Source organism: Pseudomonas putida (assembly GCF_050990305.1).
Taxonomy (GTDB): domain Bacteria; phylum Pseudomonadota; class Gammaproteobacteria; order Pseudomonadales; family Pseudomonadaceae; genus Aquipseudomonas; species Aquipseudomonas putida_AH.
Map to the genome: position 1 here is coordinate 1,698,465 of NZ_CP158817.1, position 19,437 is coordinate 1,717,901.

Genomic DNA, 19,437 nt, shown 5'->3' on the forward strand with positions numbered 1-19,437 from the left:
TACCTAAGGGATGCTCATGCTTGAATGTCGGCGGGTCGTTGTACGGTGTTGCGCCAGGTGGTTACTGGCCGGCGCTGCGGTCACTTGGTCGGCATTGGCACCAGCGCTGGGGCTGGGTGAGATCACCCTGCATTCGGCGCTGAACCAGCCGCTACGCGCTGACATTGCCCTGCTGGATGTCGCTGGCCTGGAGGAGGGTGAATTGTCGGTCAGCCTGGCCTCGGCGGACGAATTCAGCCGCGCGGGTGTCGAGCGCGTGTTCTTCCTCAACGACCTGAAGTTCACACCGGTCCTGCGGGGTAACCGCAACCTGATTCAGGTGACGTCCACTAAACCCGTCAATGAACCCTTCCTGAATTTTCTTGTGCAGCTCAATCAGCCCAATGGCCGCTTGCTGCGTGAGTACACGGTTTTGATCGATCCTCCGGGCACGCCAGGCATTGTGCCTGCCACTGATGAGCCATTGGCCAGTCGGCCGGCGTCTGCGTTTCCCAGTGTCCAGCCTGCCACCGCGTCCGCGTCTGCGCCGAAGAGTGCGCTGCCAACGCCTGCTACCGCACTCGCACCGGATCCTCTTGCCGAGCAATTGGCTGCCAGCGTTTTACAGAACCAGCAGTTGCAGGCAACCGTTGATGAACTCAACGCGAAGCTTCAGGCCCAGGATGAGCAGATCGCCGGTGAGAAAAAGCAGCTGGCGGCCCTGCAAGCCCAACCGGCCGAAATCAGGCAGGCCCCTGGCGAAGCTGTTGCGCCGGTGGCCGTGGCTCCTGCACCTGTAGTCGTCGAGGAGCCCGGGACGAACTGGCTATTGCTGGGTGGATTGTTGTTGCTGGTACTGGTGTTGCTGGCTGTATGGGTGCGTCGTCAACGGCAGCAGGGGCGGGCGATGCTCGAGCCGGCCGATGGTCAATCGTCCATCCATGAACCGCCGCGCAGTCACACGACAGAACCCCAAACGCACGCCGCTGCACTTCAATCGACACACGCACACCATGAAGAAACCCCAGTGAGCGATGCGTTGGAAGCGGTGGCGATCTACCTGACCTACGGCCGCTATACCGAAGCCGCCGAGCTGTTGCGAGAGGCGATGATCAAGGAGCCGCAGCGGACCGATCTGGCGGTGCAACTGTTGGAGGTCCTGGGCAAGCAAGGTGCTGTCTCAGCGTATGAGGCGCAGGAAAATGCCTTGCGCCGTGCCGGGTTTGACGCGCAAAAGCTTGAAGGCATTCGCGCGCGCCATCCGACATTGCGCGCTATTGCACCGGTTGCGCTGGCGCCAACGGTGATGTCGCCCATGGCGTCGGAGCCGGTCGTGGATGAGTTCCAATTGAACCTGGACGACCTGTCGATGGATACGAATTGGGATTTGATCGATCCGCTGGAACATTCGTCGTCCACCTCCCCTCCTTCAAGCGAGCCCATACTGCCAGAGCCAGAGATTGAGTGGGAAATCGAACCGGCCTCCGAGCCCCTGGACGACCGCTTTCTCGACGAGCTCAGCGAATCAAGTCCGTCGTTTGAGCTTGAACCATTCAACCAGGAACCGTCCGAACCGAATAACGCAGGTAAACGGACGCCGATGAGCAAATGAAACAGACGGCACACGGTCTATTGGCCAGCATCCGATAATGTAGGAGCAAAGCTTGCTCGCGATGAACGATCATGCGGTCTGACAGACACTGCGCGGTGCTTGCATCGCGAGCAAGCTTTGCTCCTACAGATCAAAAACGGTCAGTGCAGTTATCATGATGTTGCCCTCTGTCTCAGGAGTTACACCCGCCATGCCCCCCCACAAACCGGAAATCATCATCACCTATTGCACACAGTGCCAGTGGCTATTGCGTGCGGCCTGGCTGGCCCAGGAACTGCTCAGTACGTTTGGCGACGACCTGGGCAAAGTGTCCCTGGTGCCGGGTACCGGCGGGGTCTTTCAGATTGTCTGCGACGAGGTACAGATCTGGGAGCGCAAAACCGATGGCGGTTTCCCTGAAGCCAAGGTGCTCAAGCAACGGGTCCGAGACCTGATCGATCCGGACCGCGACCTGGGGCACAACGACCGCACTCAGTGAGAAGAGGCTTCGACGGCAACGGTTTTTTGGCTTGAACTGCCGGCGAGTCTGCTGGATACCACAATCGCGACGATGATCAGCGCACCACCGAGCAACATGCGCAGGGTCGGGTTTTCATCGAACAACAGCCAGGCCACAGTGATGCCGTATACCGGCTCCAAGGCGAAGACCACTGCGGCGGTTCGTGCCTTGATCACTGCCAGGCTGGCGACAAACAGGCTGTGGGCCACGCCAGTGCAGAATATGCCGAGCAACGCGATCCACAGCCAGTCGATGGCGCGTACTTCACTCAATTGCGGTGCTGCTACAGGCAGCAGGCACAATCCGACCACCACGTTTTGACACAACGCCGCCTGCACCGGCGGGATGCGTCCAGAGCTTGCGCGGTTGGTGAGCGACAACAGGGCGAACAGCAAGCCGGAAGCCACTGCCCAGAGCAGGCCGGTCGTGGCGCCGCTGGCCAGATCGAAGTCTGGCGTAACCAGTACCAGCCCGACGCTCACCAACACCACCAGCAGGATTTCATTGGCACGAATCCGTTCACGGAAAATCAGCCCTTCGAGGATCACCGTAAAGGCTGGAAAACTGGCAAAGCCCAGGGTCGCGATGGCCACGCCAGCGACCTTCACCGCAATGAAAAAGCTCACCCAGTGCCCGGCCAGCAGCAGGCCGCTGAGCAACAACCGGCGCCAATCCACGGCTTCGAGTTTTTGCCAGCGGGTAGTGCTGGCGAATCGTGCGAAGAACGCCAGCGCCAGCACTGCGAATGCCGCCCGGCCGAAGACGATGATGGCCGGGGAAGCGGCTGCGAGTTTGCCGAACACACCGGTCAGGCCGAACATCAGTGCGCCGATATGCAAAGCGCCAAGGGCGGTACGGGGCGTCATGGCAATCCTTAACAGCAAACATTCGAAAATGTAGGAGCTGCCGCAGGCTGCGATCTTTTGATTCTGTTTCTTGGAATCAAGATCAAAAGATCGCAGCCTGCGGCAGCTCCTACATATTGGAGCGTATTTCAGCCAGTTATGTCTGTCGCTGGACTATCGTCTTTTGTCGCCAGCCTCGCGTCGCAGCTTGCCGGGTGAGGCACCGAACTCACGCAGCACCGCGGCGGCAAAGGCGCTCTGGGAGCTGTACCCAATGCGACAGGCAATCTCGCCAATGGGCAGGTCAGAGCTGCATAGCAATCCCACGGCCTTGTGCAGGCGTCGGCTGCGTATGTAATCCATCGGCGTTTGTCCGCATTCGGCGACGAACCGCGCGTGCAAGCGCGCACTGGAGAGGCCGGCCACACGCGCCAGATCGGCGACTTGCAGAGGGTAGGCGGCGTATTGATCGATGTGGGCATTCAATGCTGCGTAAGGAAGACGCCGCCCGCCGACACTGTCGGGCCTGGCGTTATTGAGGCTGGCCAGCAAAAGCACCGCGCCTTGTTGCGCAATCACCGGGTCATCGACCGGACTGTTGGCCAGCCAGCTGACCAACTGGCTTTGCCCGGCATCCAGCGATAACCGACCGGCATTGTCGAGCAAGCGGCGACTGGCCTCGGCATGATCACCCAGGGACTGGCTGATCCATTGGTCGCCAGGCACATCCAGCACCAGGCAACGACTGCCATTGGCACTGCCGCAGGCATGATGAAACCCCGACGGAACCACCACGAAACTCTGCTGAACCACCTGAGAGCCACGCCCGTCGACTTCGAAATCCAGAGCACCCGACAGCCCGAACACCAGTTGCGCGTGTTCGTGGCTGTGGACGATCAGGTCTTCGGTGTACTGGCGCAGGGTGAGGATCGGTCTCATCACGGATCTCGTGGCGGGTTTGACGAGTCAGGTCGCAGTCTACACCGGCCTGGCGCATGTGCGTTGTCACAGGACTGACTTGCCGCTGTCATGGTCGATTCACCCGACGGGCGCAAGCTTGCCAAAACTTGTCCTGAGGGTTGTCCATGACCAGCGCCGAGCTCGCCAAACCCACCCGTAAACAGCGTGTACGGACCCTGTGGATATCCGACGTGCACTTGGGCACGCGCGATTGCCAGGCCGAGCACCTGTCGCAGTTTCTCAAGGCTTATCACGCCGACAAAATCTACCTGGTCGGCGACATCATCGACGGCTGGAAACTGCGCGGCGGTATGTACTGGCCTCAGGCTCATACCAATGTGATCCGACGCTTGCTGACCATGAGCAAGCGCGGCACCGAAGTGATCTACGTCACTGGCAACCACGACGAGTTCCTGCGTCGCTATTCAAAGTTGATTCTGGGCAACATTCAGTTGGTGGACGAAGTGGTGCACGTGACCGCTGACGGTCGGCATCTGTTGGTGATCCATGGCGATCAGTTTGATGTGATTACCCGCTACCACCGTTGGCTGGCGTTTCTCGGCGATTCGGCCTACGAATTCACCCTGACCCTCAATCGCTGGCTCAACCACTGGCGTGCCCGCTATGGCTACGGCTATTGGTCGCTGTCGGCGTACCTCAAGCACAAGGTGAAAACCGCGGTCAGTTTCATCAGCGACTTTGAAGAAGCCATCGCCCATGAATGCGTCAAACGCGAGCTGCATGGCGTGGTCTGCGGGCACATCCACCATGCCGAGATTCGCAAGGTCGGCGAGGTGGATTACCTCAATTGCGGCGATTGGGTGGAGTCGTGCACGGCGCTGATCGAGCACTGGGACGGCACGATCGAGTTGTATCGGTTGGCGGATGCCCAGGCGCGGGAGGCGCAGTTGAGGGCATTGAAGGTTGCGGAACCAGCGTAAAAGATAAAATCAAAAGATCGCAGCCTTCGGCAGCGCCTACACAGGATTGTGCTGTGCTTGTAGGAGCTGCCGAAGGCTGCGATCTTTTGATCTTAAACAGGCAGATGTTCTTGCAGTGCAGCCTTGTAGATCGAGTTCTTCGGCCGTGCAAACAACCGTTCCATCATCGGTTCAAAGAAACTCAACGGTAGGGTCTCATACGCAGGATCAAACGCCGCCGCATCGTACTTGGCACAAAACTCAATGGTCGCCTGATACTGCGGATGGCCGTTGAATTGCTCGCGTAGATGTCGATCCATCCCCAAGTGATGAAAGAAATAATAGCCCTGGAAAATCCCGTGCTTTTCCACCATCCACAGATTCTCGGCACTGACGAACGGCTTGAGGATCGCTGCGGCGATGTCCGGATGGTTATAGGAGCCCAACGTGTCGCCAATATCATGGAGCAGGGCGCAGATTACATACTCTTCGTCGCGACCATCGCGCCAGGCACGGGTGGCGGTTTGCAGGGAGTGGGTCAGGCGATCCACGGGGAAACCGCCGAAATCACCTTCCAGCAACTTTAGGTGCGCAACGATCCGCGAGGGCAATTGGCTGGCGTAGGCACTGAAGTCCGCGGCGATGATCGCCCAGTCTTCTTGCGTACCATCTTTCATATGAGTGAAGCGAGCATTGGCATTCATCGGCATTCCTCTTGACTAGAACGGCACGCGTCCCAGGATCATGTCCCGGTACATGACGAAATCACCGAGCAGGCTGTAGAAGGGATGCTGGAAAGTCGCAGGGCGATTCTTTTCGAAGAAAAAGTGCCCGACCCAGGCGAAGCTGTAGCCGGCCAGCGGCAGCGCCCACAACAACATCCAGGCGCCACGGCCAATGGTCATCGCCAGAATGAAAATGACCAACGTGGTGCCAATGAAGTGCAACCGTCGACAGGTACTGTCGCTATGTTCGCTGAGGTAATACGGGTAAAACTCAGCGAAACTGTTGAAACGCTTGATGTTTTCCACGACTGCGATCTCTGTGGTTTTTGTTATGACTGCAAGTTGTTCTGCGGGTAGCTTAATTAAGTCTAGAGTGATCAAAGGCGTCGGCCAGTGACAATCGGCGCCACTTTAGTATCCTTCGGAAATCAGCCGTGGCATGCGGCTCATCATGTAAGAACCCGACATGAGCGAACGAACGACATCTGCAAGCTGGGCAATGGGGATTGTCAAAGCACTGGAAATGGACGGCCTGGATTGCCGGGTTCTGTTCAAACAACTGGGGCTCGACTACGCGGCACTGGATGATCCGGATGCACGCTTCCCGCAAGATTCCATGACACGACTCTGGCAACGCGCGGTTGAGCTGTCCGGCAACCCGGCGATCGGCCTGAACATGGGCAAGGTGGTGCGACCGGCACAATTTCATGTGACGGGTTACGCCTTGATGTCCAGCCAGACCCTGGCCGAAGGTTTCAAGCGTTTGGTGCGCTACCAGCGAATCATTGCCGAAAGTGCCGACCTGAGTTTTCGGCTGCTGGACGAGGGCTATGCGCTGATTCTGACGGTGCACGGCGATCACTTGCCACCGACCCGTCAAAGTGCCGAGGCCTCGCTGGCCTGCGCCCTGGCGTTATGTGGCTGGCTGACCGGACGCACGCTGCACCCGCGCAAGGTGTTGGTGCAGGGCGACCAGCCCGTCGATCTCGAGCCCTACAAACAAGCCTTCCATGCGCCGCTGGTGTTCAACGCGCCCTACGATGCGTTGATTTTCGAACGCGCGGACATGGAGGCGCCGTTGCCGACCGCCAACGAGGCGATGGCGTTGTTGCATGATCGGTTTGCCGGAGAGTACCTGGCGCGGTTTTCCGAGAGTCGCGTGACCCACAAGGCACGCCAGGTGTTATGCCGTCTGTTGCCTCAGGGCGAACCCAAGCGCGATGCCGTGGCGCAGACGCTGCACCTGTCGCAACGCACGTTGCAGCGGCGCTTGCAGGAAGAGGGCACGAGTTTTCAGACCTTGCTGGACGACACCCGGCGAGAACTGGCCGAGCAGTATCTGGCGCAACCCACCATGACCCTGCTGGAAATTGCCTACCTGCTGGGCTTCGCTGATCCGAGCAACTTCTTTCGCGCCTTCCGGCGCTGGTTCGACACCACCCCCGGCGAGTACCGGGTGCGGATGATGCAAACCTCTGAAGCGGTCAATGACGCCAAAATGCCGGAATACACAGCACAAACACCGTAATGATCTCCAGTCGGCCCAGTAGCATGCCGAACGAGAGAATCCACTTGGCGGCGTCCGGCAGCGAGGCGAAGTTGCCGGCCGGGCCAATGGTTTCGCCAAGGCCCGGACCGACACCGGACACGGTACTGGCCGCGCCGGTCAGGGCGGTCATCCAGTCCACGCCGAGCAGCGACAACAGCAGCGCAATCACGCAAATGGTGATGGCGAAGAAGAACGAAAAAGTCAGGATCGAACGCACGATCTCTTCATCGAGACGGTGACCGTTGTACTTCTGCTTGATCACCGCGCGGGGGTGAATCAGTTGGTTAAGGTTGGCCTTGAGCAGGATATAGGCGACCTGGAAGCGAAAAATCTTGATTCCTCCAGCGGTCGAACCTGAACAGCCGCCCACAAAGCCCAGATAGAAGAACAGCATCAGCGAGAAATTGCCCCACAGGCTGTAGTCCCCCAGTGCAAAACCGGTGGTCGTCACCACTGACGTCACGTTCAGCGCCACGTGCCGCAGCGCTTCCAGCCAATGCAACTTGGTGGTCCACCAGTACCAGGTGCCCAGCACCAGCCAGGTCACCAGCAACATGCCGATCAGGCCTTGCACTTGCTCGTCCTTGAACAGCGCCCAGCGGTTACCGCGCAGGGTGGCCACGTAAAGAGTGAACGGCAGGCTGCCGAGAATCATGATGACGATGGCCACCCAATGCACCGCTGGTTGTGTCCACTTGGCCAAGGACTGGTCCGAGGTGGAAAAACCGCCGGTGGAAATGGCCGACATCGCATGGTTGATGGCGTCGAATGGACTCATCCCGGCCCACCAGAACGCCAGGCTGCCCAAAATGGTGATGCCGACGTAGGCCGCCACAATCAAGCGCGCCACCATGTGCGAGCGGGGCATGACCTTTTCGGAGCGGTCTGAAGACTCGGTCTGGAACAGTCGCATGCCGCCGATGCGCAGCAACGGCAGGATCGCGACCGCCATACCGATGAAGCCGATGCCGCCGATCCAGTGCAACAACGAACGCCACATCAGGATGCCGGGAGACATGTTGTCCAGACCATTGAGCACGGTCGAACCGGTGGCGGTGATGCCGGACATGCTTTCGAAGAACGAGTCGGTGTAGCTGATGTGCTGGGTCAGCAAAAACGGCAGCGCAGCGAAGATGCACACCACCAGCCAACTGCTGACGGTCAGCAGGTACATGTCCCGTGGCCGCAGGTGGACATGTTCAGGACGTCCGGGAATAACCAGGGCCAGGCCGCCGACAAAGGTGATCATGCTGGCCCAGAGGAAGGACGGCAGGTCACTGGTGCGATCGAAGATCACCAGGGTGGCCATGGGCACGACCATGGCGATGGCCAGGGTTATCAGGAAGATGCCGATGATGAAACCAATGAGACGTAAGGTCGGCAACGCCATGAAGTCCGCTCGGCTGAAATAAGGAAGGGCGCCATTCTACCTGCGGGGCAGGGCATGTAAACCGGCACTGGCGCGGCAGTTACAGCTAGAATAGCCGCACATTTTTTTCAGGAGGTGGCCGATGCAGGCTCTCGACGTTTTGCTCAACCGTGTTTCCGTCCCACGACTGGTCGAACCGGCACCGACTCAAGCGCAACGCGACGTGTTGTTCGCCGCGGCCATGCGGGCGCCGGATCACGGCCATTTGCAGCCTTGGCGCTTTCTGACCGTTGAAGGCGCGGCGCGTGAGCAAATGGGCGAGCTGCTGGCTGAAGCGGCGAAGCTGCAGGATGGCGAAGTCACCGAAGCGGCCATCGACAAGGCGCGCAATGGTCCGCTGCGTGCGCCGCTGGTCGTGGTGGTGATTGCCCGGGTACAGGATCACGTCAAATACCCGAAATCCGAGCAATTGCTGGCGGCCGGCTGTGCTGCCCACGGGATTCTGCTGGCGGCTTATGCGCAAGGCATTGGTGCGGTGTGGCGCACGGGCGACCTGGCCTATTCGCCGCATGTGGCCAAGGGTTTGGGGCTGGCGGAAGGGGAAGAGGTGATTGCATTCCTCTACCTGGGCACGCCGCAGAAGGAACCGCGCGTGGCGGAGAAGGTGGATCTGGCCGAGTTCGTCAGCGCCTGGCCTGGTAGCAACTGAGCCCCCAATCCCCTCGCCACAGCTCACTCCCCAGGAGTCAGGGTTGGGCGATGGCCCCCGGCACCAACGGCAACTCCAGGCTGGCTATGAATCCGCCTTGCGGGTGATTGGCCAGCATCAAACTGCCGCCATGCCGTTCCGCTGCGCGGCGGGCGATAGCCAGGCCGAGGCCATGCCCGGCTGCGGTTTGGCCGGGAGCCCGAAAAAACGGTTCGCCCAATTGGCTCAAGTGCTCGGCGTCTACACCTGGACCATGATCGCGCACGGTCACCACAATCCGCTCGCCCTGGCGCATCGCCTGCATTTCGATCGGTCGTCCACCCGCCGGGTTGAAACGCTGGGCATTGCGCAGCAGGTTGTCCACGGCGCGCTCGATCATGGTCGGCCAGCCCCTGAGGTTCAATTGCGGCTCGGCTTCAAGTCGAACGTTCTGTTCTGACGAACCGAGTTGCGCGTCCCGTTGCAGTCCGGTGAGCAGCGCATTCAGGTCCACCTCTTCGGCGCTGGCGTTGTCAGCATCGACCCGTGCCAACACCAGGATTTCACTGATCAAGGCCTCTAAGCGGTCACATTCACGGGTGAGGCGTGGCCAGAGTTTTTGCCGTTCTTCAGGTGTGGCTCGCTCTGCCAGGGCCAGTGCAATGCGCAGTCTGGCCAGGGGGGAGCGCAGTTCGTGGGACACGTCACGCAGCAGTTGGCGCTGGCTGCCGATCAGGCTTTGCAGGCGTGCGCCCATGCGGTTGAAATCGTTGGCCAGCACGCCGAATTCGTCTCTGCGATTGGCCAGTTTGACCAGACTGTTCTGTTGATAAGTGGTTTGACCCAGGTCATGCACCGCACCGCGTAGACGGCTGAGCGGACGGGTGATGGAGAGGGTGACAAACAGGCTGAATAGCGTCAGCACCACCAGGGCGATACCGAGTGCACTCAATGGCCAAAGCAGGCTTTCCCGGTGCCAGGCGTCCAGCTCCGGATGGGGAATGCGGTAGATAAACAGGTAGGTGTCGCCGGTTTTTTCGCTGGTGTATTCAGCAGTCAGGCGCCGCCATGGCAGGCGTCGGTCATCGTTGTTCTGCCGCGCTTCAAAGGCCGCTGCGCGTCGTGGAAAGGTGCCGCGCACCACCGGGTCTCCACTTTCGTTGAGCACTTGAACGTCGATGTGATACTGGTGTTTGCGCTGTTCCAGAATGTCCTGGGCGGCGTCTTCGCCCTCGGACTCATAGGTTTGCGTCCATTGTTCGGCCAGGGTGTTAAGGCCCGGGTGGCGACTGAGAATCCACGCATCCTGGTTGAGCATGTGCCCAAGCAAGATGGACAGCCCTGCAACCAGAGCGATGGCCAGCCAGAAGCTGGCCAGGATCCGCCAGAACAATGAGCGCACAGAAAATCCTCAAACAAACACAAACGTGTGTGGGAGCGGGCTTGCTCGCGAAATCGGTGTGTCAGTAAACATATCTGTATCTGATACACCGCTTTCGCGAGCAAGCCCGCTCCTACATTCAACTGGGTGGTAACAGACCCAACGGTGTTCAGCCGTTGGGTCCCGGGATAGATCATTATTGCGCTTTTTGCGCCTGTTGCGCTTTCCACGCCTTGAACTCGGCCCATTCGGCGCGACGTTCAGCCTGCTTCTTCTGGATCTCGTCGAACTTCTTCTGTTGATCCGGCTTCAGCACAGCCCGCACATCGGCTTCAGCTTTCTTGTGGTTGGCGGCCATCTCGTCTTTCATGGCTTTCTGGTCGGCTGGCGAGAGTTTCTCCAGGTATTTTTCGACCACTTGCTTACGCTCGTGCATTTGCTCGCCCATGATCTTGCGGATCTGCTCGCGCTGTTCGCGGCTCAGGTCCAGTTGACTGTACGGGCCTTTACCGTGCATGCCGTGCATCTGACCGCCGTGGCGCGCTCCGTCCATCGGGCCATCCATAGGGCCTGTACCTTCAGGCATGGCCATGGCAACGGTTGGCAGGGCGGCGGCGAACATCAGAGCGATAAGAGTCTTGCGCATGGTGAATCTCCTTGTCTCATTCCCGGTACGTTCCGGATGTGTGCAGATTACGGAGTTCAAGGTCAGCCGCGGTCAGCGGAGCGTAAAGCTTAGGTAAAGACGATTTCTCGAAGGCCTGACAAACCTTGTAGGAGCTGCCGAAGGCTGCGATCTTTTGATTTTTAGCGTAGGGGATGACACTAAAGATCAAAAGATCGCAGCCTTCGGCAGCTCCTACAGGGGGGCGTGTTGATTTCAGAGGCTGTAGTAGTAACCGCGGCTGCGCAGGGCGACGATGCGCGGACGGCCATCGGGGTGCGGGCCGATTTTCTTGCGCAGGTTACTCACGTGCATGTCGAGGCTGCGGTCGTACAGGGTCAGCTTGCGGCCGAGGGCGATTTGCGCCAGTTCCTGTTTGTCCAGAGGCTCGCCAGGTTGCTTGAGCAGGGCTTCCAACAGGCGGCTTTCGGAAACAGTGAGGGTGAACTCCTGTTCATCAATGCTGACGACGCCGCGTACCGGGCTGAAACACAAGTCGCCCAGTTCGATTTGACTGGAGATCGCCGTCGGATGGCTGCGGCGCAATACGGCACGCAGGCGGGCGGTCAGTTCCCGGGGGTCGCAAGGTTTGGCCAGGTAATCGTCGGCACCCAGTTCCAGGCCGAGGATTCGGTCCAGCGGTTCTCCCCTTGCCGAAAGCATTAACACCGGCAAATCCGGGTGATCGCTGCGCAACTGTTTGAGCAGTTCCAGGCCGCTGCCATCGGGCAACATTACATCCAGTACCACTGCCGCCGGAGCGGTTTCAGCCAGCGCGCGGCGGGCGCTCTGGCCATCGTGACAGGCACGCACCTGAAAGCCTTCCTGGCCCAGCCAGCTACCCAGGAGCTCGCACAGCTCCTGGTCATCATCAATCAGTAACAGCTCGCTCATGAATCACTCAATTTAGCCATTGTCGACGTTTTCGACTTGCACCACTGGCGAAGATACCGCAGAGCAGGGCCAATAGCGCAACTCCGGCACCGATGACGAACCATTGTTGCTGATCGGTCAGCAAGCGTGGCGTCGAATTACCTGCCTGGGTTTCTCGCAGTTGCAGCTTCAAACGCTGGTTTTCCTGGCGCAATCGTGCCAGTTGAGGGCTTTCGCGCTCGCCATCGGCATTCTGCAGTTGTTTGCTCAGTTCCTCTCGTTGCCGTTCGCTTTCTTTCAAGCGCTGTTGCAACTCGTTGATCTGGCTGCCGGCGCTCAGTGACAGAGGCGTCGAACTCGCGCTGCTCTCCTCACCGTGGGCGGGAGCCACGATCGACAACGTGACCAACATCAGACACAACGGACCTTTGCGCATCGCGACTCCTGATTCCAATACAAGTATTGGGAAGTTGTCGGCCGGCAAACGAGAATAATGAGCGATTGAGAGCGCGATGAACCGATAAGGTTCACCGCGCGGGGGGATTGCTGCTCACTTAGAAGGGGCTCACATACTTTTGTGGCGAGGGGATTTAGCGAAACGTTGCACCGCCCCGTTCGGCTGCGAAGCAGTCGTAAATCAGACAATTAAGTTTGTCTGGATGCTATTGGGGCCGCTTCGCGACCCAACGGGGATAAATCCCCTCGCCACAAAAATTACGGCAGGACTTGCTTGAACGGCTTGACCGAAACGTTGGCGTAGACGCCGGCGGCGATGTACGGATCGGCATCGGCCCAGGCCTGTGCGGCGCTCAAAGAGTCGAATTCGGCAACGATCAGGCTGCCGGTGAAACCCGCCGCGCCCGGATCATTGCTGTCGATCGCCGGGTTCGGACCGGCCAGTACGATACGACCTTCGCCTTTGAGTACTTGCAGGCGCTCAAGGTGCGCAGGCCGTGCGGCCAGGCGAGCTTCCAGGGAGTTGGCGACGTCTGTGGCAACGATGGCGTAAAGCATGTCAGTCCTCGGTTTTAGGCGATGTGGTATCGGCGTCGTGCAGGTGGCGGGACAGGTAGATGCCCTGGCCGACCAGGAATATCAATGTCATGCCCAGGCTGCCGAAGACCTTGAAGTCGACCCAGTAGCTCTGGAAGGTGAACGCGACGAACAGGTTGGCGGCACCGCAAAACAGGAAAAAGACGATCCAGGCTATGTTCAGGCGCGTCCAGACCGGCTCCGGCAGGGTCAGTGCGTGGCCCATGATGCGTTTGATCAGCAGGGTGTCACCGATGAAGTGGCTACCGATGAAGCCCAGGGCAAACAGCCAGTTGACCACCGGGGCCTTCCATTTCAGGAAGGTTTCGCTGTGGAAGGCCAGGGTCAGGCTGCCGAAGACCAGGCAGGCGATGAGGGTCAGCCACTGGCTCTTCTCCAGCTTGCGCTGCTTGATGAACAGTGTGCCGTAGACCACCAGCGAACTGATGATCAGCATCGCGGTGGCGCTGTAAATACCGCCTACAGTTACCTCGTGGCCGGCAATGTCGACGACCCGTGGATCGATTTTGAAGACGATGAAAAACAGCAGGAGCGGGATGAAATCGATGAATTGTTTCACAGTGGCAGCCAGAAGCAGGATGTGGCGGCATAATAACAAACATATGGGCGCGCGATAGCGCCAGCTGATTTGAGGTTACAAAGCCCTGTGAATGTTGATTTGCACTGCCATAGCACGGCCTCCGATGGCGCCTTGGCGCCTGCGGTTCTGGTAGCGCGTGCGTTCGAGAACGGCGTGCGGGTCCTGGCGTTGACCGATCACGACACCCTGGAGGGCCTTGAAGAGGCACGCAACGCTGCGAATGCGCTGGGGATGCAACTGGTCAATGGCGTCGAATTGTCCTGTACGTGGGGCGGCGCGACCATTCATGTGCTTGGCTACGGTTTTGACGTCAATGCCGAACCGTTGGTCGAGGCGATTGCCAAATTGCGCGATGGCCGCTGGCTACGTTCCGAAGAAATAAGCCGCAAGCTGGCATTGAAGGGCATGCCGGGTGGGCTGGAGGGTGCCCGGGAAATTCAGCAGGAACTGGGCGACAGCGGCAACGCGCCGGCCCGCCCGCACTTCGCCGACTGGATGGTGCGCGAAGGTTTCGTCAAGGATCGCGCCGAAGCGTTTCGCAAATGGCTGGGCGCCGGCAAGCTGGGGGACGTCAAGCAACACTGGCCGACCCTGGAAGAAACCGTCGAAACCCTGCGCGCGGCCAAGGCTTGGGTCAGTCTGGCGCACCCTTGTCACTACGAGTTCACCCGCAGCAAGCGTCGTCGCCTGATTGCCGACTATATTCAAGCAGGGGGCCATGCGATCGAGGTGGTCAATGGTCATCAGCCTGCCGAGCAAGTGGGCAGCCTGGCGATCCTGGCCCGAGAGTTCGGTCTGCTGGTCAGCGCCGGCAGTGATTTTCATGGCCCTGGAGGCTGGTCCGAGATCGGTGAATACCGCCCGCTCCCGGAGGATCTGCCACCACTGTGGTGTCGGTTCAAACATGACCCAATTATTGCCGCCGTCTGAACAGGTAGAGAATGTGAGTCAATTTTTCCAGATTCATCCGGAAAACCCGCAAGCGCGCCTGATCAAACAGGCTGTCGAAATCATCCGTGGCGGCGGGGTGGTGATTTATCCCACGGACTCGTCCTACGCCATCGGCTGCCAGATCGGTGACAAGGTCGCCGTGGAGCGGGTTCGACGCCTGCGCCAGCTCGATGAGAAGCACAATTTCGCGTTGATCTGCAGCGATCTGTCGCAACTGGGCCTGTTCGCCAAGATCGACACCGGCACCTTCCGCATTCTCAAGGCCCATCTGCCAGGGCCATACACCTTCATTCTCAATGCCACCCGTGAAGTCCCGCGGCTGCTGTTGCACCCGAAAAAACGCACCATCGGCCTGCGAGTGCCCAGCAACCCGATCGCGCTGGCCTTGCTGGCCGAGTTGGGCGAGCCACTGATGAGCGTGAGCCTGATCATGCCCGGCGATGACGATCCGCTCACCGATCCCTACGAAATGCGCCAGTTGCTCGAACACCAGGTCGAACTGATCATTGATGGCGGTTTTGGCGGCATCAAGGCGTCCACCGTGATCAGCCTCGCCGACGGCGAGCCGGAAGTGATCCGCGTCGGTTGCGGCGACCCTGCGCCGTTCATGGCCGAGGCCTAGATGTCAGCAGTAGAACCCGTCGACAGTCAGGCCGGTGCCCAGCAAGAACTGCCCTTCGCCATGGTCTATGGCCAGGCGGTCATGGAAATGCCGCTGGACCTGTACATCCCCCCGGATGCGCTGGAGGTCTTTCTTGAAGCCTTCGAAGGTCCGCTCGACCTGCTGCTGTACCTGATCCGCAAGCAGAACATCAATATTCTCGACATTCCGGTGGCGGAAATTACCCGCCAGTACATGGGTTATGTCGAGTTGATGCAGTCGGTGCGCCTGGAACTGGCCGCCGAGTATCTGGTGATGGCCGCGATGCTGGCCGAGATCAAGTCGCGGATGTTGCTGCCCCGGGCGGAAACCGTTGAGGAAGAGGAAGAAGATCCGCGCGCCGAACTGATCCGTCGCTTGCAGGAATACGAGCGTTTCAAGAATGCCGCCGAAGGTATCGATGGGTTGAGCCGTGTCGGTCGTGACGTGGTGGTGCCCAAGCTTGATGCACCGGAAGCCCGGGCGCGCAAGTTGTTGCCGGATGTACGCTTGTCGGAGTTGTTACTGTCCATGGCCGAGGTCTTGCGCCGTGGCGACATGTTCGAAAGCCACCAGGTCAGCCGCGAGGCACTGTCCACCCGCGAGCGCATGAGCGAGGTGCTGGAGCGGCTCAAGGGCGGCGGTTTCGTGCCGTTCGTCGAGCTGTTCACCGCCGAGGAAGGGCGACTGGGCGTGGTCGTGACCTTTATGGCAGTCCTCGAGCTGGTCAAGGAATCCTTGGTCGAGCTGGTGCAGAATGAGCCGTTCGCCGCGATCCACGTGCGAGCCCGAGCCGAATAACGAGTTGAATCATGAACCTGAGTGAACCCCGCGAGCTGGCGCCATTGCTTGAAGCCTTTCTGTTGGCCTCGGGAAAGCCGCAATCCCTTGAGCGCCTGTTCGAACTTTTCGAAGAGGCCGAACGGCCGGATCCCGCGGTTTTCAAGAAAGCCCTGACAATTCTGGGCAAGTCCTGTGACGGCCGCGCATTCGAATTGAAGGAAGTCGCTTCCGGTTATCGCTTGCAAATCCGCGAAAAGTTTTCGCCCTGGGTCGGCCGTTTGTGGGAAGAGCGCCCGCAACGTTATTCCCGGGCAATGCTCGAGACCATCGCCCTGATTGCTTATCGCCAACCCATCACCCGGGGCGAGATTGAGGACGTGCGAGGTGTTGCGGTCAACAGCCAGATCGTCAAGACACTGATGGAACGTGAGTGGATTCGCATCGTCGGTTACCGCGATGTGCCGGGAAAACCGGCGATGTTTGCCACCACCAAGGCCTTTCTCGATCACTTCAACCTGAAGAACCTTGACGATTTACCGCCGCTGGCAGAGCTGCGAGAGCTGGAGCCTGATCCGGTGCTTGAGTTCGATGACGCTCCGGTCCCTGCCGCGTTGCAGGAGTTGGCGGATGCCAGCGCCGAGCCGGAAGAGCCCAAGGAGGAAACCAGTTTCCATACTTTGCTGCTGGAACTGGACAGCATGGAGGAGGGGATCAAGACCGATTTCGATGATTTGTTGCGCGATGGGGAAGTGTCCGGGTTCGACTCGCAGCAACCGGATGTCGAGCCGCAAGTCGAGGCGTTGCAGATCGAGCCTGAACCGGAAAGCGAGCCTGAGCCGGAAATCGAACCGGAGCAGGAATACGACATTCTCGGCGTTGCAGAGGCCCGTGAAAAGCTCCTGGCAGCTGTTGCCGCGCTGGAACAACCCAAGCCTGAGCTGAGCGACGAAGAGGCTGAGGCCTTGGCCTTGGCCGAAGCCATTGAGGCAGAACGCCGCCAATTTGAAGATTGACGTAGATCCTGTAGGAGCCGAGCTTGCTCGCGATAGCGCCAGCACATTCAGCATCAAGGTGACTGACACGCCGCTATCGCGAGCAAGCTCGGCTCCTACAGGGCATTGTGATCGTCGGATAATCAAGTTTCGCGCCACCGGTCAGCGGAAAAGCCACTAACCCGGCATCGATCAACTAGTCTCTGATGCGCAAATGTCCTCATGCGCGTATGATTCGCGACCCTTCGGCGATCCCTTCGCCAAAGTACCCAGTTTTCAGACCACACCGGGAGGTGCCCAGATGAGTATCAACGACCAGCAAGACGACCAGCCAATCGGCCCAGCAGGCGAAAAACTGCAGAAAGTCCTCGCCCGCATCGGCGTCGGCTCGCGCCGTGACGTGGAAGCCTGGATCAGCCACGGCCGCATCAAGGTCAACGGCAAGGACGCGACCCTCGGTCAGCGCGTCGATATGCATGACGCCATCACCATTGATGGCAAGGTGATCAAGCGCGAAGAAGCCGCCGAGTCGGTACGCCGCGTGATCATGTACAACAAACCCGATGGCGAAATCTGCACCCGTGTCGATCCGGAAGGACGTCCGACTGTGTTCGACAAGCTGCCGCGTCCGAAAGAAGGGCGCTGGATCAACATCGGTCGCCTGGACATCAACACCACCGGTTTGCTGATGTTCACCACCGACGGTGAGCTGGCCAACCGTCTGATGCACCCATCCTTCGAGATGGACCGTGAATACGCAGTGCGTGTACGCGGTGAAGTCGACGACGAGATGATCGAGCGCCTGAAAGCGGGTGTTGTGCTCGAAGACGGCCCGGCGCGTTTCACCGACATTCAGCAGGCACCCGGTGGTGAAGGTTTCAACCACTGGTACCACTGCGTGGTGATGGAAGGTCGCAATCGTGAAGTGCGTCGCCTGTGGGAATCCCAGGGGTTGGTGGTCAGCCGTCTGAAGCGTGTGCGTTTCGGTCCGGTGTTCCTCAACTCTGACTTGCCGATGGGCCGCTGGCGCGAAATGAGCCAGTACGAAGTCGACATCCTCAGTGCCGAAGTCGGCCTGACGCCTGTGGCCATGCCGCAATTGAACGCCAAGAGCAAAGACAAGCTTGAGCGCATGCAGCGCAAATCGTCGCGGCCAATGGCCCGGACCGAGCGCGTACGCACCCTGCGTCCTGCCACTGATGCGCCGGCGACCAGTTCGCGCACCAGCCGCGAGCCGCAGATCGAAGGTGAGCGTCCAGGTCGCAAACCAGCCGTGCGTCAGGATGGTGAGCGCGGTCCACGCACTCCGCGTCCGGCCAATGGTCGTACCGAGCGTGGCGAAGGTCGTGGTGCTCCAGCGGGTCGTGGTACGCCGGTGGCGGATCGTCCGGTCGAAACCAAGCGCCCGGCCAAGCCTGCGCCGAAGCGTCCGGGAATCAAGCTGGTCGACGGTGACAAGCCGTCGGGCAAGCGCCGTGGTGCACCGGCCGGTTCCGGTCAGCGTCCTGGTTTTGGGCGTCGTAAGCCGGAATGAAGTAGCAGTAAGCTTCTAGCGACAAATGAAAACGCCAACCTTCGGGTTGGCGTTTTTTTTGGCCTGGCTTGAGAGGTGCGGTGACTGCCAGTTCGTCTTCGCGGGCAAGCCTCGCTCCTACAGGCGTTCGTGTGACATGCGCCAAACTTGTAGGAGCGAGGCTCGCCCGCGAAGGCGTCAGCGGCAACACCGCCCTGTCAGAATGGAAATCCGACGTTACGCGATGTAAAGAAAACCTGACGAATTCCACCGATCGGCCCCGTGAAACCACCAGTGCGCAGAAGCTGTAAGAAATTTCTTCCGCTCCATAGCCCTTTCAAACGCTTCCCGACGCTCTAACCCGCTTGTTTCACTCACCCAAGCAAGGTGTCATGCGCGCCATGCCTGTCGTGCAGGTGCATAACAAAAAGGAGGCGCAATGAACGCCGCAATCCGTTTCCAGCTCCCATTCTGGGCCGGTTCTTCAACCGTCCTCGTCAATGGCCCGCAAAGGCCTGATCCCCTTTTTGCAGCCGCCCGAGCCTCTCGGGGCGGACACAGGCAATCCCGGCAAACGACACACTGATCCGTGGTGTCTGGCAGCAGGGGGTTAGCGGTGTACAATGCGCCGCGTTTTACCTGTGACCTCCTGCGCACCTGCGCAAACCTCAAGGCTATCCGCCTTGTTCACTCCGCCACGTCACGAGCGTGTCGGGTTCGATTTCGTCACAGATAAAAACAAACAGGTGACGCATGACCGTTGTAAATACGCTGAACTCCTGGTGCCTGCGCTGGGGTTTGATCGGTGCCGCTTAATGCCCTTTCCAAGCTGCAACCCAACATCATCAAACCTTGCGTGAG

The 19,437-nt window shown here is 59.5% G+C and carries 21 protein-coding genes; 10 read left to right on the forward strand and 11 right to left on the reverse strand.

Features of this window, described 5'->3' with window-relative positions; all coding sequences use genetic code 11:
* Nucleotides 1-16 precede the first annotated feature (16 nt).
* Nucleotides 17-1,591 carry a type IV pilus assembly protein FimV gene (locus ABTV22_RS07865; protein WP_433739324.1) on the forward strand — a complete coding sequence of 525 codons (1,575 nt, stop codon included), beginning with the start codon at nucleotides 17-19 and terminating at the stop codon, nucleotides 1,589-1,591.
* A gap of 190 nt (nucleotides 1,592-1,781) precedes the next feature.
* On the forward strand, nucleotides 1,782-2,069 hold the full coding sequence (locus ABTV22_RS07870) for a SelT/SelW/SelH family protein (protein ID WP_433739325.1): 288 nt from the start codon (nucleotides 1,782-1,784) through the stop codon (nucleotides 2,067-2,069).
* On the opposite strand, the gene ABTV22_RS07875 is transcribed toward ABTV22_RS07870, so the two are convergent.
* Nucleotides 2,063-2,956, reverse strand: a complete 894-nt coding sequence (locus ABTV22_RS07875; RefSeq protein WP_433739326.1) for a DMT family transporter — start codon at nucleotides 2,954-2,956, stop codon at nucleotides 2,063-2,065. The genes ABTV22_RS07870 and ABTV22_RS07875 overlap by 7 nt on opposite strands.
* A 153-nt stretch (nucleotides 2,957-3,109) precedes the next feature.
* Complete coding sequence (locus ABTV22_RS07880; protein WP_433739327.1) at nucleotides 3,110-3,874, reverse strand: AraC family transcriptional regulator; 765 nt, start codon at nucleotides 3,872-3,874, stop codon at nucleotides 3,110-3,112.
* Nucleotides 3,875-4,020: 146 nt separating this feature from the next.
* Between ABTV22_RS07880 and ABTV22_RS07885 the strand changes: the two genes are divergently transcribed.
* Nucleotides 4,021-4,836, forward strand: coding sequence for a UDP-2,3-diacylglucosamine diphosphatase (locus ABTV22_RS07885; RefSeq protein WP_433739328.1), 816 nt, complete (start codon nucleotides 4,021-4,023; stop codon nucleotides 4,834-4,836).
* A 92-nt stretch (nucleotides 4,837-4,928) separates the two neighbouring features.
* Here ABTV22_RS07885 and ABTV22_RS07890 read toward each other — a convergent pair whose 3' ends face one another.
* Both ABTV22_RS07890 and ABTV22_RS07895 read right to left on the reverse strand, forming a co-directional pair.
* Nucleotides 4,929-5,519, reverse strand: coding sequence for an HD domain-containing protein (locus ABTV22_RS07890; RefSeq protein ID WP_433739329.1), 591 nt, complete (start codon nucleotides 5,517-5,519; stop codon nucleotides 4,929-4,931).
* A gap of 15 nt (nucleotides 5,520-5,534) precedes the next feature.
* Complete coding sequence (locus ABTV22_RS07895; RefSeq protein WP_433739330.1) at nucleotides 5,535-5,846, reverse strand: Mpo1-like protein; 312 nt, start codon at nucleotides 5,844-5,846, stop codon at nucleotides 5,535-5,537.
* 160 nt (nucleotides 5,847-6,006) lie between these two features.
* Between ABTV22_RS07895 and ABTV22_RS07900 the strand changes: the two genes are divergently transcribed.
* A complete protein-coding gene (locus ABTV22_RS07900; RefSeq protein ID WP_433739331.1) occupies nucleotides 6,007-7,068 on the forward strand; it encodes an AraC family transcriptional regulator in 1,062 nt (353 codons plus the stop codon).
* On the opposite strand, the gene ABTV22_RS07905 is transcribed toward ABTV22_RS07900, so the two are convergent.
* Nucleotides 7,025-8,479 carry a TrkH family potassium uptake protein gene (locus tag ABTV22_RS07905; protein WP_433739332.1) on the reverse strand — a complete coding sequence of 485 codons (1,455 nt, stop codon included), beginning with the start codon at nucleotides 8,477-8,479 and terminating at the stop codon, nucleotides 7,025-7,027. The genes ABTV22_RS07900 and ABTV22_RS07905 overlap by 44 nt on opposite strands.
* A 121-nt stretch (nucleotides 8,480-8,600) precedes the next feature.
* Between ABTV22_RS07905 and ABTV22_RS07910 the strand changes: the two genes are divergently transcribed.
* Nucleotides 8,601-9,167, forward strand: coding sequence for an NAD(P)H nitroreductase (locus ABTV22_RS07910; protein ID WP_433739333.1), 567 nt, complete (start codon nucleotides 8,601-8,603; stop codon nucleotides 9,165-9,167).
* Between the two features lie 37 nt (nucleotides 9,168-9,204).
* On the opposite strand, the gene ABTV22_RS07915 is transcribed toward ABTV22_RS07910, so the two are convergent.
* The 6 genes from ABTV22_RS07915 to ABTV22_RS07940 all read right to left on the reverse strand — a co-directional run bounded on the left by ABTV22_RS07915 (nucleotide 9,205) and on the right by ABTV22_RS07940 (nucleotide 13,676).
* Nucleotides 9,205-10,548: an ATP-binding protein gene (locus ABTV22_RS07915; protein WP_433739334.1), complete on the reverse strand. Its 1,344-nt coding sequence runs from the start codon at nucleotides 10,546-10,548 to the stop codon at nucleotides 9,205-9,207.
* Nucleotides 10,549-10,723: 175 nt separating this feature from the next.
* Entirely contained in the window at nucleotides 10,724-11,173 is a 450-nt protein-coding gene (locus ABTV22_RS07920) for an LTXXQ domain protein (protein WP_433739335.1), read from the reverse strand.
* 234 nt (nucleotides 11,174-11,407) lie between these two features.
* The gene (locus ABTV22_RS07925) at nucleotides 11,408-12,085 is read right to left on the reverse strand and encodes a response regulator transcription factor (RefSeq protein ID WP_433739336.1); all 678 of its coding nucleotides are present in this window, start codon (nucleotides 12,083-12,085) and stop codon (nucleotides 11,408-11,410) included.
* A gap of 7 nt (nucleotides 12,086-12,092) precedes the next feature.
* Nucleotides 12,093-12,500: a translation initiation factor 2 gene (locus ABTV22_RS07930; RefSeq protein WP_433739337.1), complete on the reverse strand. Its 408-nt coding sequence runs from the start codon at nucleotides 12,498-12,500 to the stop codon at nucleotides 12,093-12,095.
* Nucleotides 12,501-12,778: 278 nt separating this feature from the next.
* Complete coding sequence (locus ABTV22_RS07935; RefSeq protein WP_175389110.1) at nucleotides 12,779-13,078, reverse strand: YciI family protein; 300 nt, start codon at nucleotides 13,076-13,078, stop codon at nucleotides 12,779-12,781.
* Nucleotide 13,079: 1 nt separating this feature from the next.
* Nucleotides 13,080-13,676 (reverse strand): septation protein A, encoded by a 597-nt coding sequence (locus ABTV22_RS07940; protein WP_433739338.1) that lies wholly within the window; start codon nucleotides 13,674-13,676, stop codon nucleotides 13,080-13,082.
* 87 nt (nucleotides 13,677-13,763) lie between these two features.
* On the opposite strand from ABTV22_RS07940, the gene ABTV22_RS07945 reads away from it, so the two are divergent.
* The 5 genes from ABTV22_RS07945 to rluB all read left to right on the forward strand — a co-directional run bounded on the left by ABTV22_RS07945 (nucleotide 13,764) and on the right by rluB (nucleotide 18,597).
* A complete protein-coding gene (locus ABTV22_RS07945) occupies nucleotides 13,764-14,627 on the forward strand; it encodes a PHP domain-containing protein (protein ID WP_433739339.1) in 864 nt (287 codons plus the stop codon).
* A 13-nt stretch (nucleotides 14,628-14,640) separates the two neighbouring features.
* Nucleotides 14,641-15,270, forward strand: coding sequence for an L-threonylcarbamoyladenylate synthase (locus ABTV22_RS07950; protein WP_433739340.1), 630 nt, complete (start codon nucleotides 14,641-14,643; stop codon nucleotides 15,268-15,270).
* A gap of 120 nt (nucleotides 15,271-15,390) precedes the next feature.
* Nucleotides 15,391-16,089: a segregation and condensation protein A gene (locus ABTV22_RS07955; RefSeq protein WP_433741333.1), complete on the forward strand. Its 699-nt coding sequence runs from the start codon at nucleotides 15,391-15,393 to the stop codon at nucleotides 16,087-16,089.
* 11 nt (nucleotides 16,090-16,100) lie between these two features.
* Nucleotides 16,101-17,084 (forward strand): SMC-Scp complex subunit ScpB, encoded by a 984-nt coding sequence (gene scpB, locus ABTV22_RS07960; RefSeq protein WP_433739341.1) that lies wholly within the window; start codon nucleotides 16,101-16,103, stop codon nucleotides 17,082-17,084.
* Nucleotides 17,085-17,364: 280 nt separating this feature from the next.
* Nucleotides 17,365-18,597 (forward strand): 23S rRNA pseudouridine(2605) synthase RluB, encoded by a 1,233-nt coding sequence (rluB, locus tag ABTV22_RS07965; protein ID WP_433739342.1) that lies wholly within the window; start codon nucleotides 17,365-17,367, stop codon nucleotides 18,595-18,597.
* Nucleotides 18,598-19,437: the final 840 nt, after the last annotated feature.

What these genes read in the sequence shown, in the direction of transcription:
- ABTV22_RS07870 (WP_433739325.1), top strand. Translation starts at nt 1,782, where the DNA reads ATGCCCCCCCACAAACCGGAAATCATCATCACCTATTGCACACAGTGC.
- ABTV22_RS07925 (WP_433739336.1), bottom strand. Translation starts at nt 12,085, where the DNA reads ATGAGCGAGCTGTTACTGATTGATGATGACCAGGAGCTGTGCGAGCTC.
- ABTV22_RS07885 (WP_433739328.1), top strand. Translation starts at nt 4,021, where the DNA reads ATGACCAGCGCCGAGCTCGCCAAACCCACCCGTAAACAGCGTGTACGG.
- ABTV22_RS07865 (WP_433739324.1), top strand. Translation starts at nt 17, where the DNA reads ATGCTTGAATGTCGGCGGGTCGTTGTACGGTGTTGCGCCAGGTGGTTA.
- ABTV22_RS07920 (WP_433739335.1), bottom strand. Translation starts at nt 11,173, where the DNA reads ATGCGCAAGACTCTTATCGCTCTGATGTTCGCCGCCGCCCTGCCAACC.
- ABTV22_RS07905 (WP_433739332.1), bottom strand. Translation starts at nt 8,479, where the DNA reads ATGGCGTTGCCGACCTTACGTCTCATTGGTTTCATCATCGGCATCTTC.
- ABTV22_RS07880 (WP_433739327.1), bottom strand. Translation starts at nt 3,874, where the DNA reads ATGAGACCGATCCTCACCCTGCGCCAGTACACCGAAGACCTGATCGTC.
- rluB (WP_433739342.1), top strand. Translation starts at nt 17,365, where the DNA reads ATGAGTATCAACGACCAGCAAGACGACCAGCCAATCGGCCCAGCAGGC.
- ABTV22_RS07900 (WP_433739331.1), top strand. Translation starts at nt 6,007, where the DNA reads ATGAGCGAACGAACGACATCTGCAAGCTGGGCAATGGGGATTGTCAAA.
- ABTV22_RS07930 (WP_433739337.1), bottom strand. Translation starts at nt 12,500, where the DNA reads ATGCGCAAAGGTCCGTTGTGTCTGATGTTGGTCACGTTGTCGATCGTG.
- scpB (WP_433739341.1), top strand. Translation starts at nt 16,101, where the DNA reads ATGAACCTGAGTGAACCCCGCGAGCTGGCGCCATTGCTTGAAGCCTTT.
- ABTV22_RS07875 (WP_433739326.1), bottom strand. Translation starts at nt 2,956, where the DNA reads ATGACGCCCCGTACCGCCCTTGGCGCTTTGCATATCGGCGCACTGATG.
- ABTV22_RS07910 (WP_433739333.1), top strand. Translation starts at nt 8,601, where the DNA reads ATGCAGGCTCTCGACGTTTTGCTCAACCGTGTTTCCGTCCCACGACTG.
- ABTV22_RS07890 (WP_433739329.1), bottom strand. Translation starts at nt 5,519, where the DNA reads ATGAATGCCAATGCTCGCTTCACTCATATGAAAGATGGTACGCAAGAA.
- ABTV22_RS07935 (WP_175389110.1), bottom strand. Translation starts at nt 13,078, where the DNA reads ATGCTTTACGCCATCGTTGCCACAGACGTCGCCAACTCCCTGGAAGCT.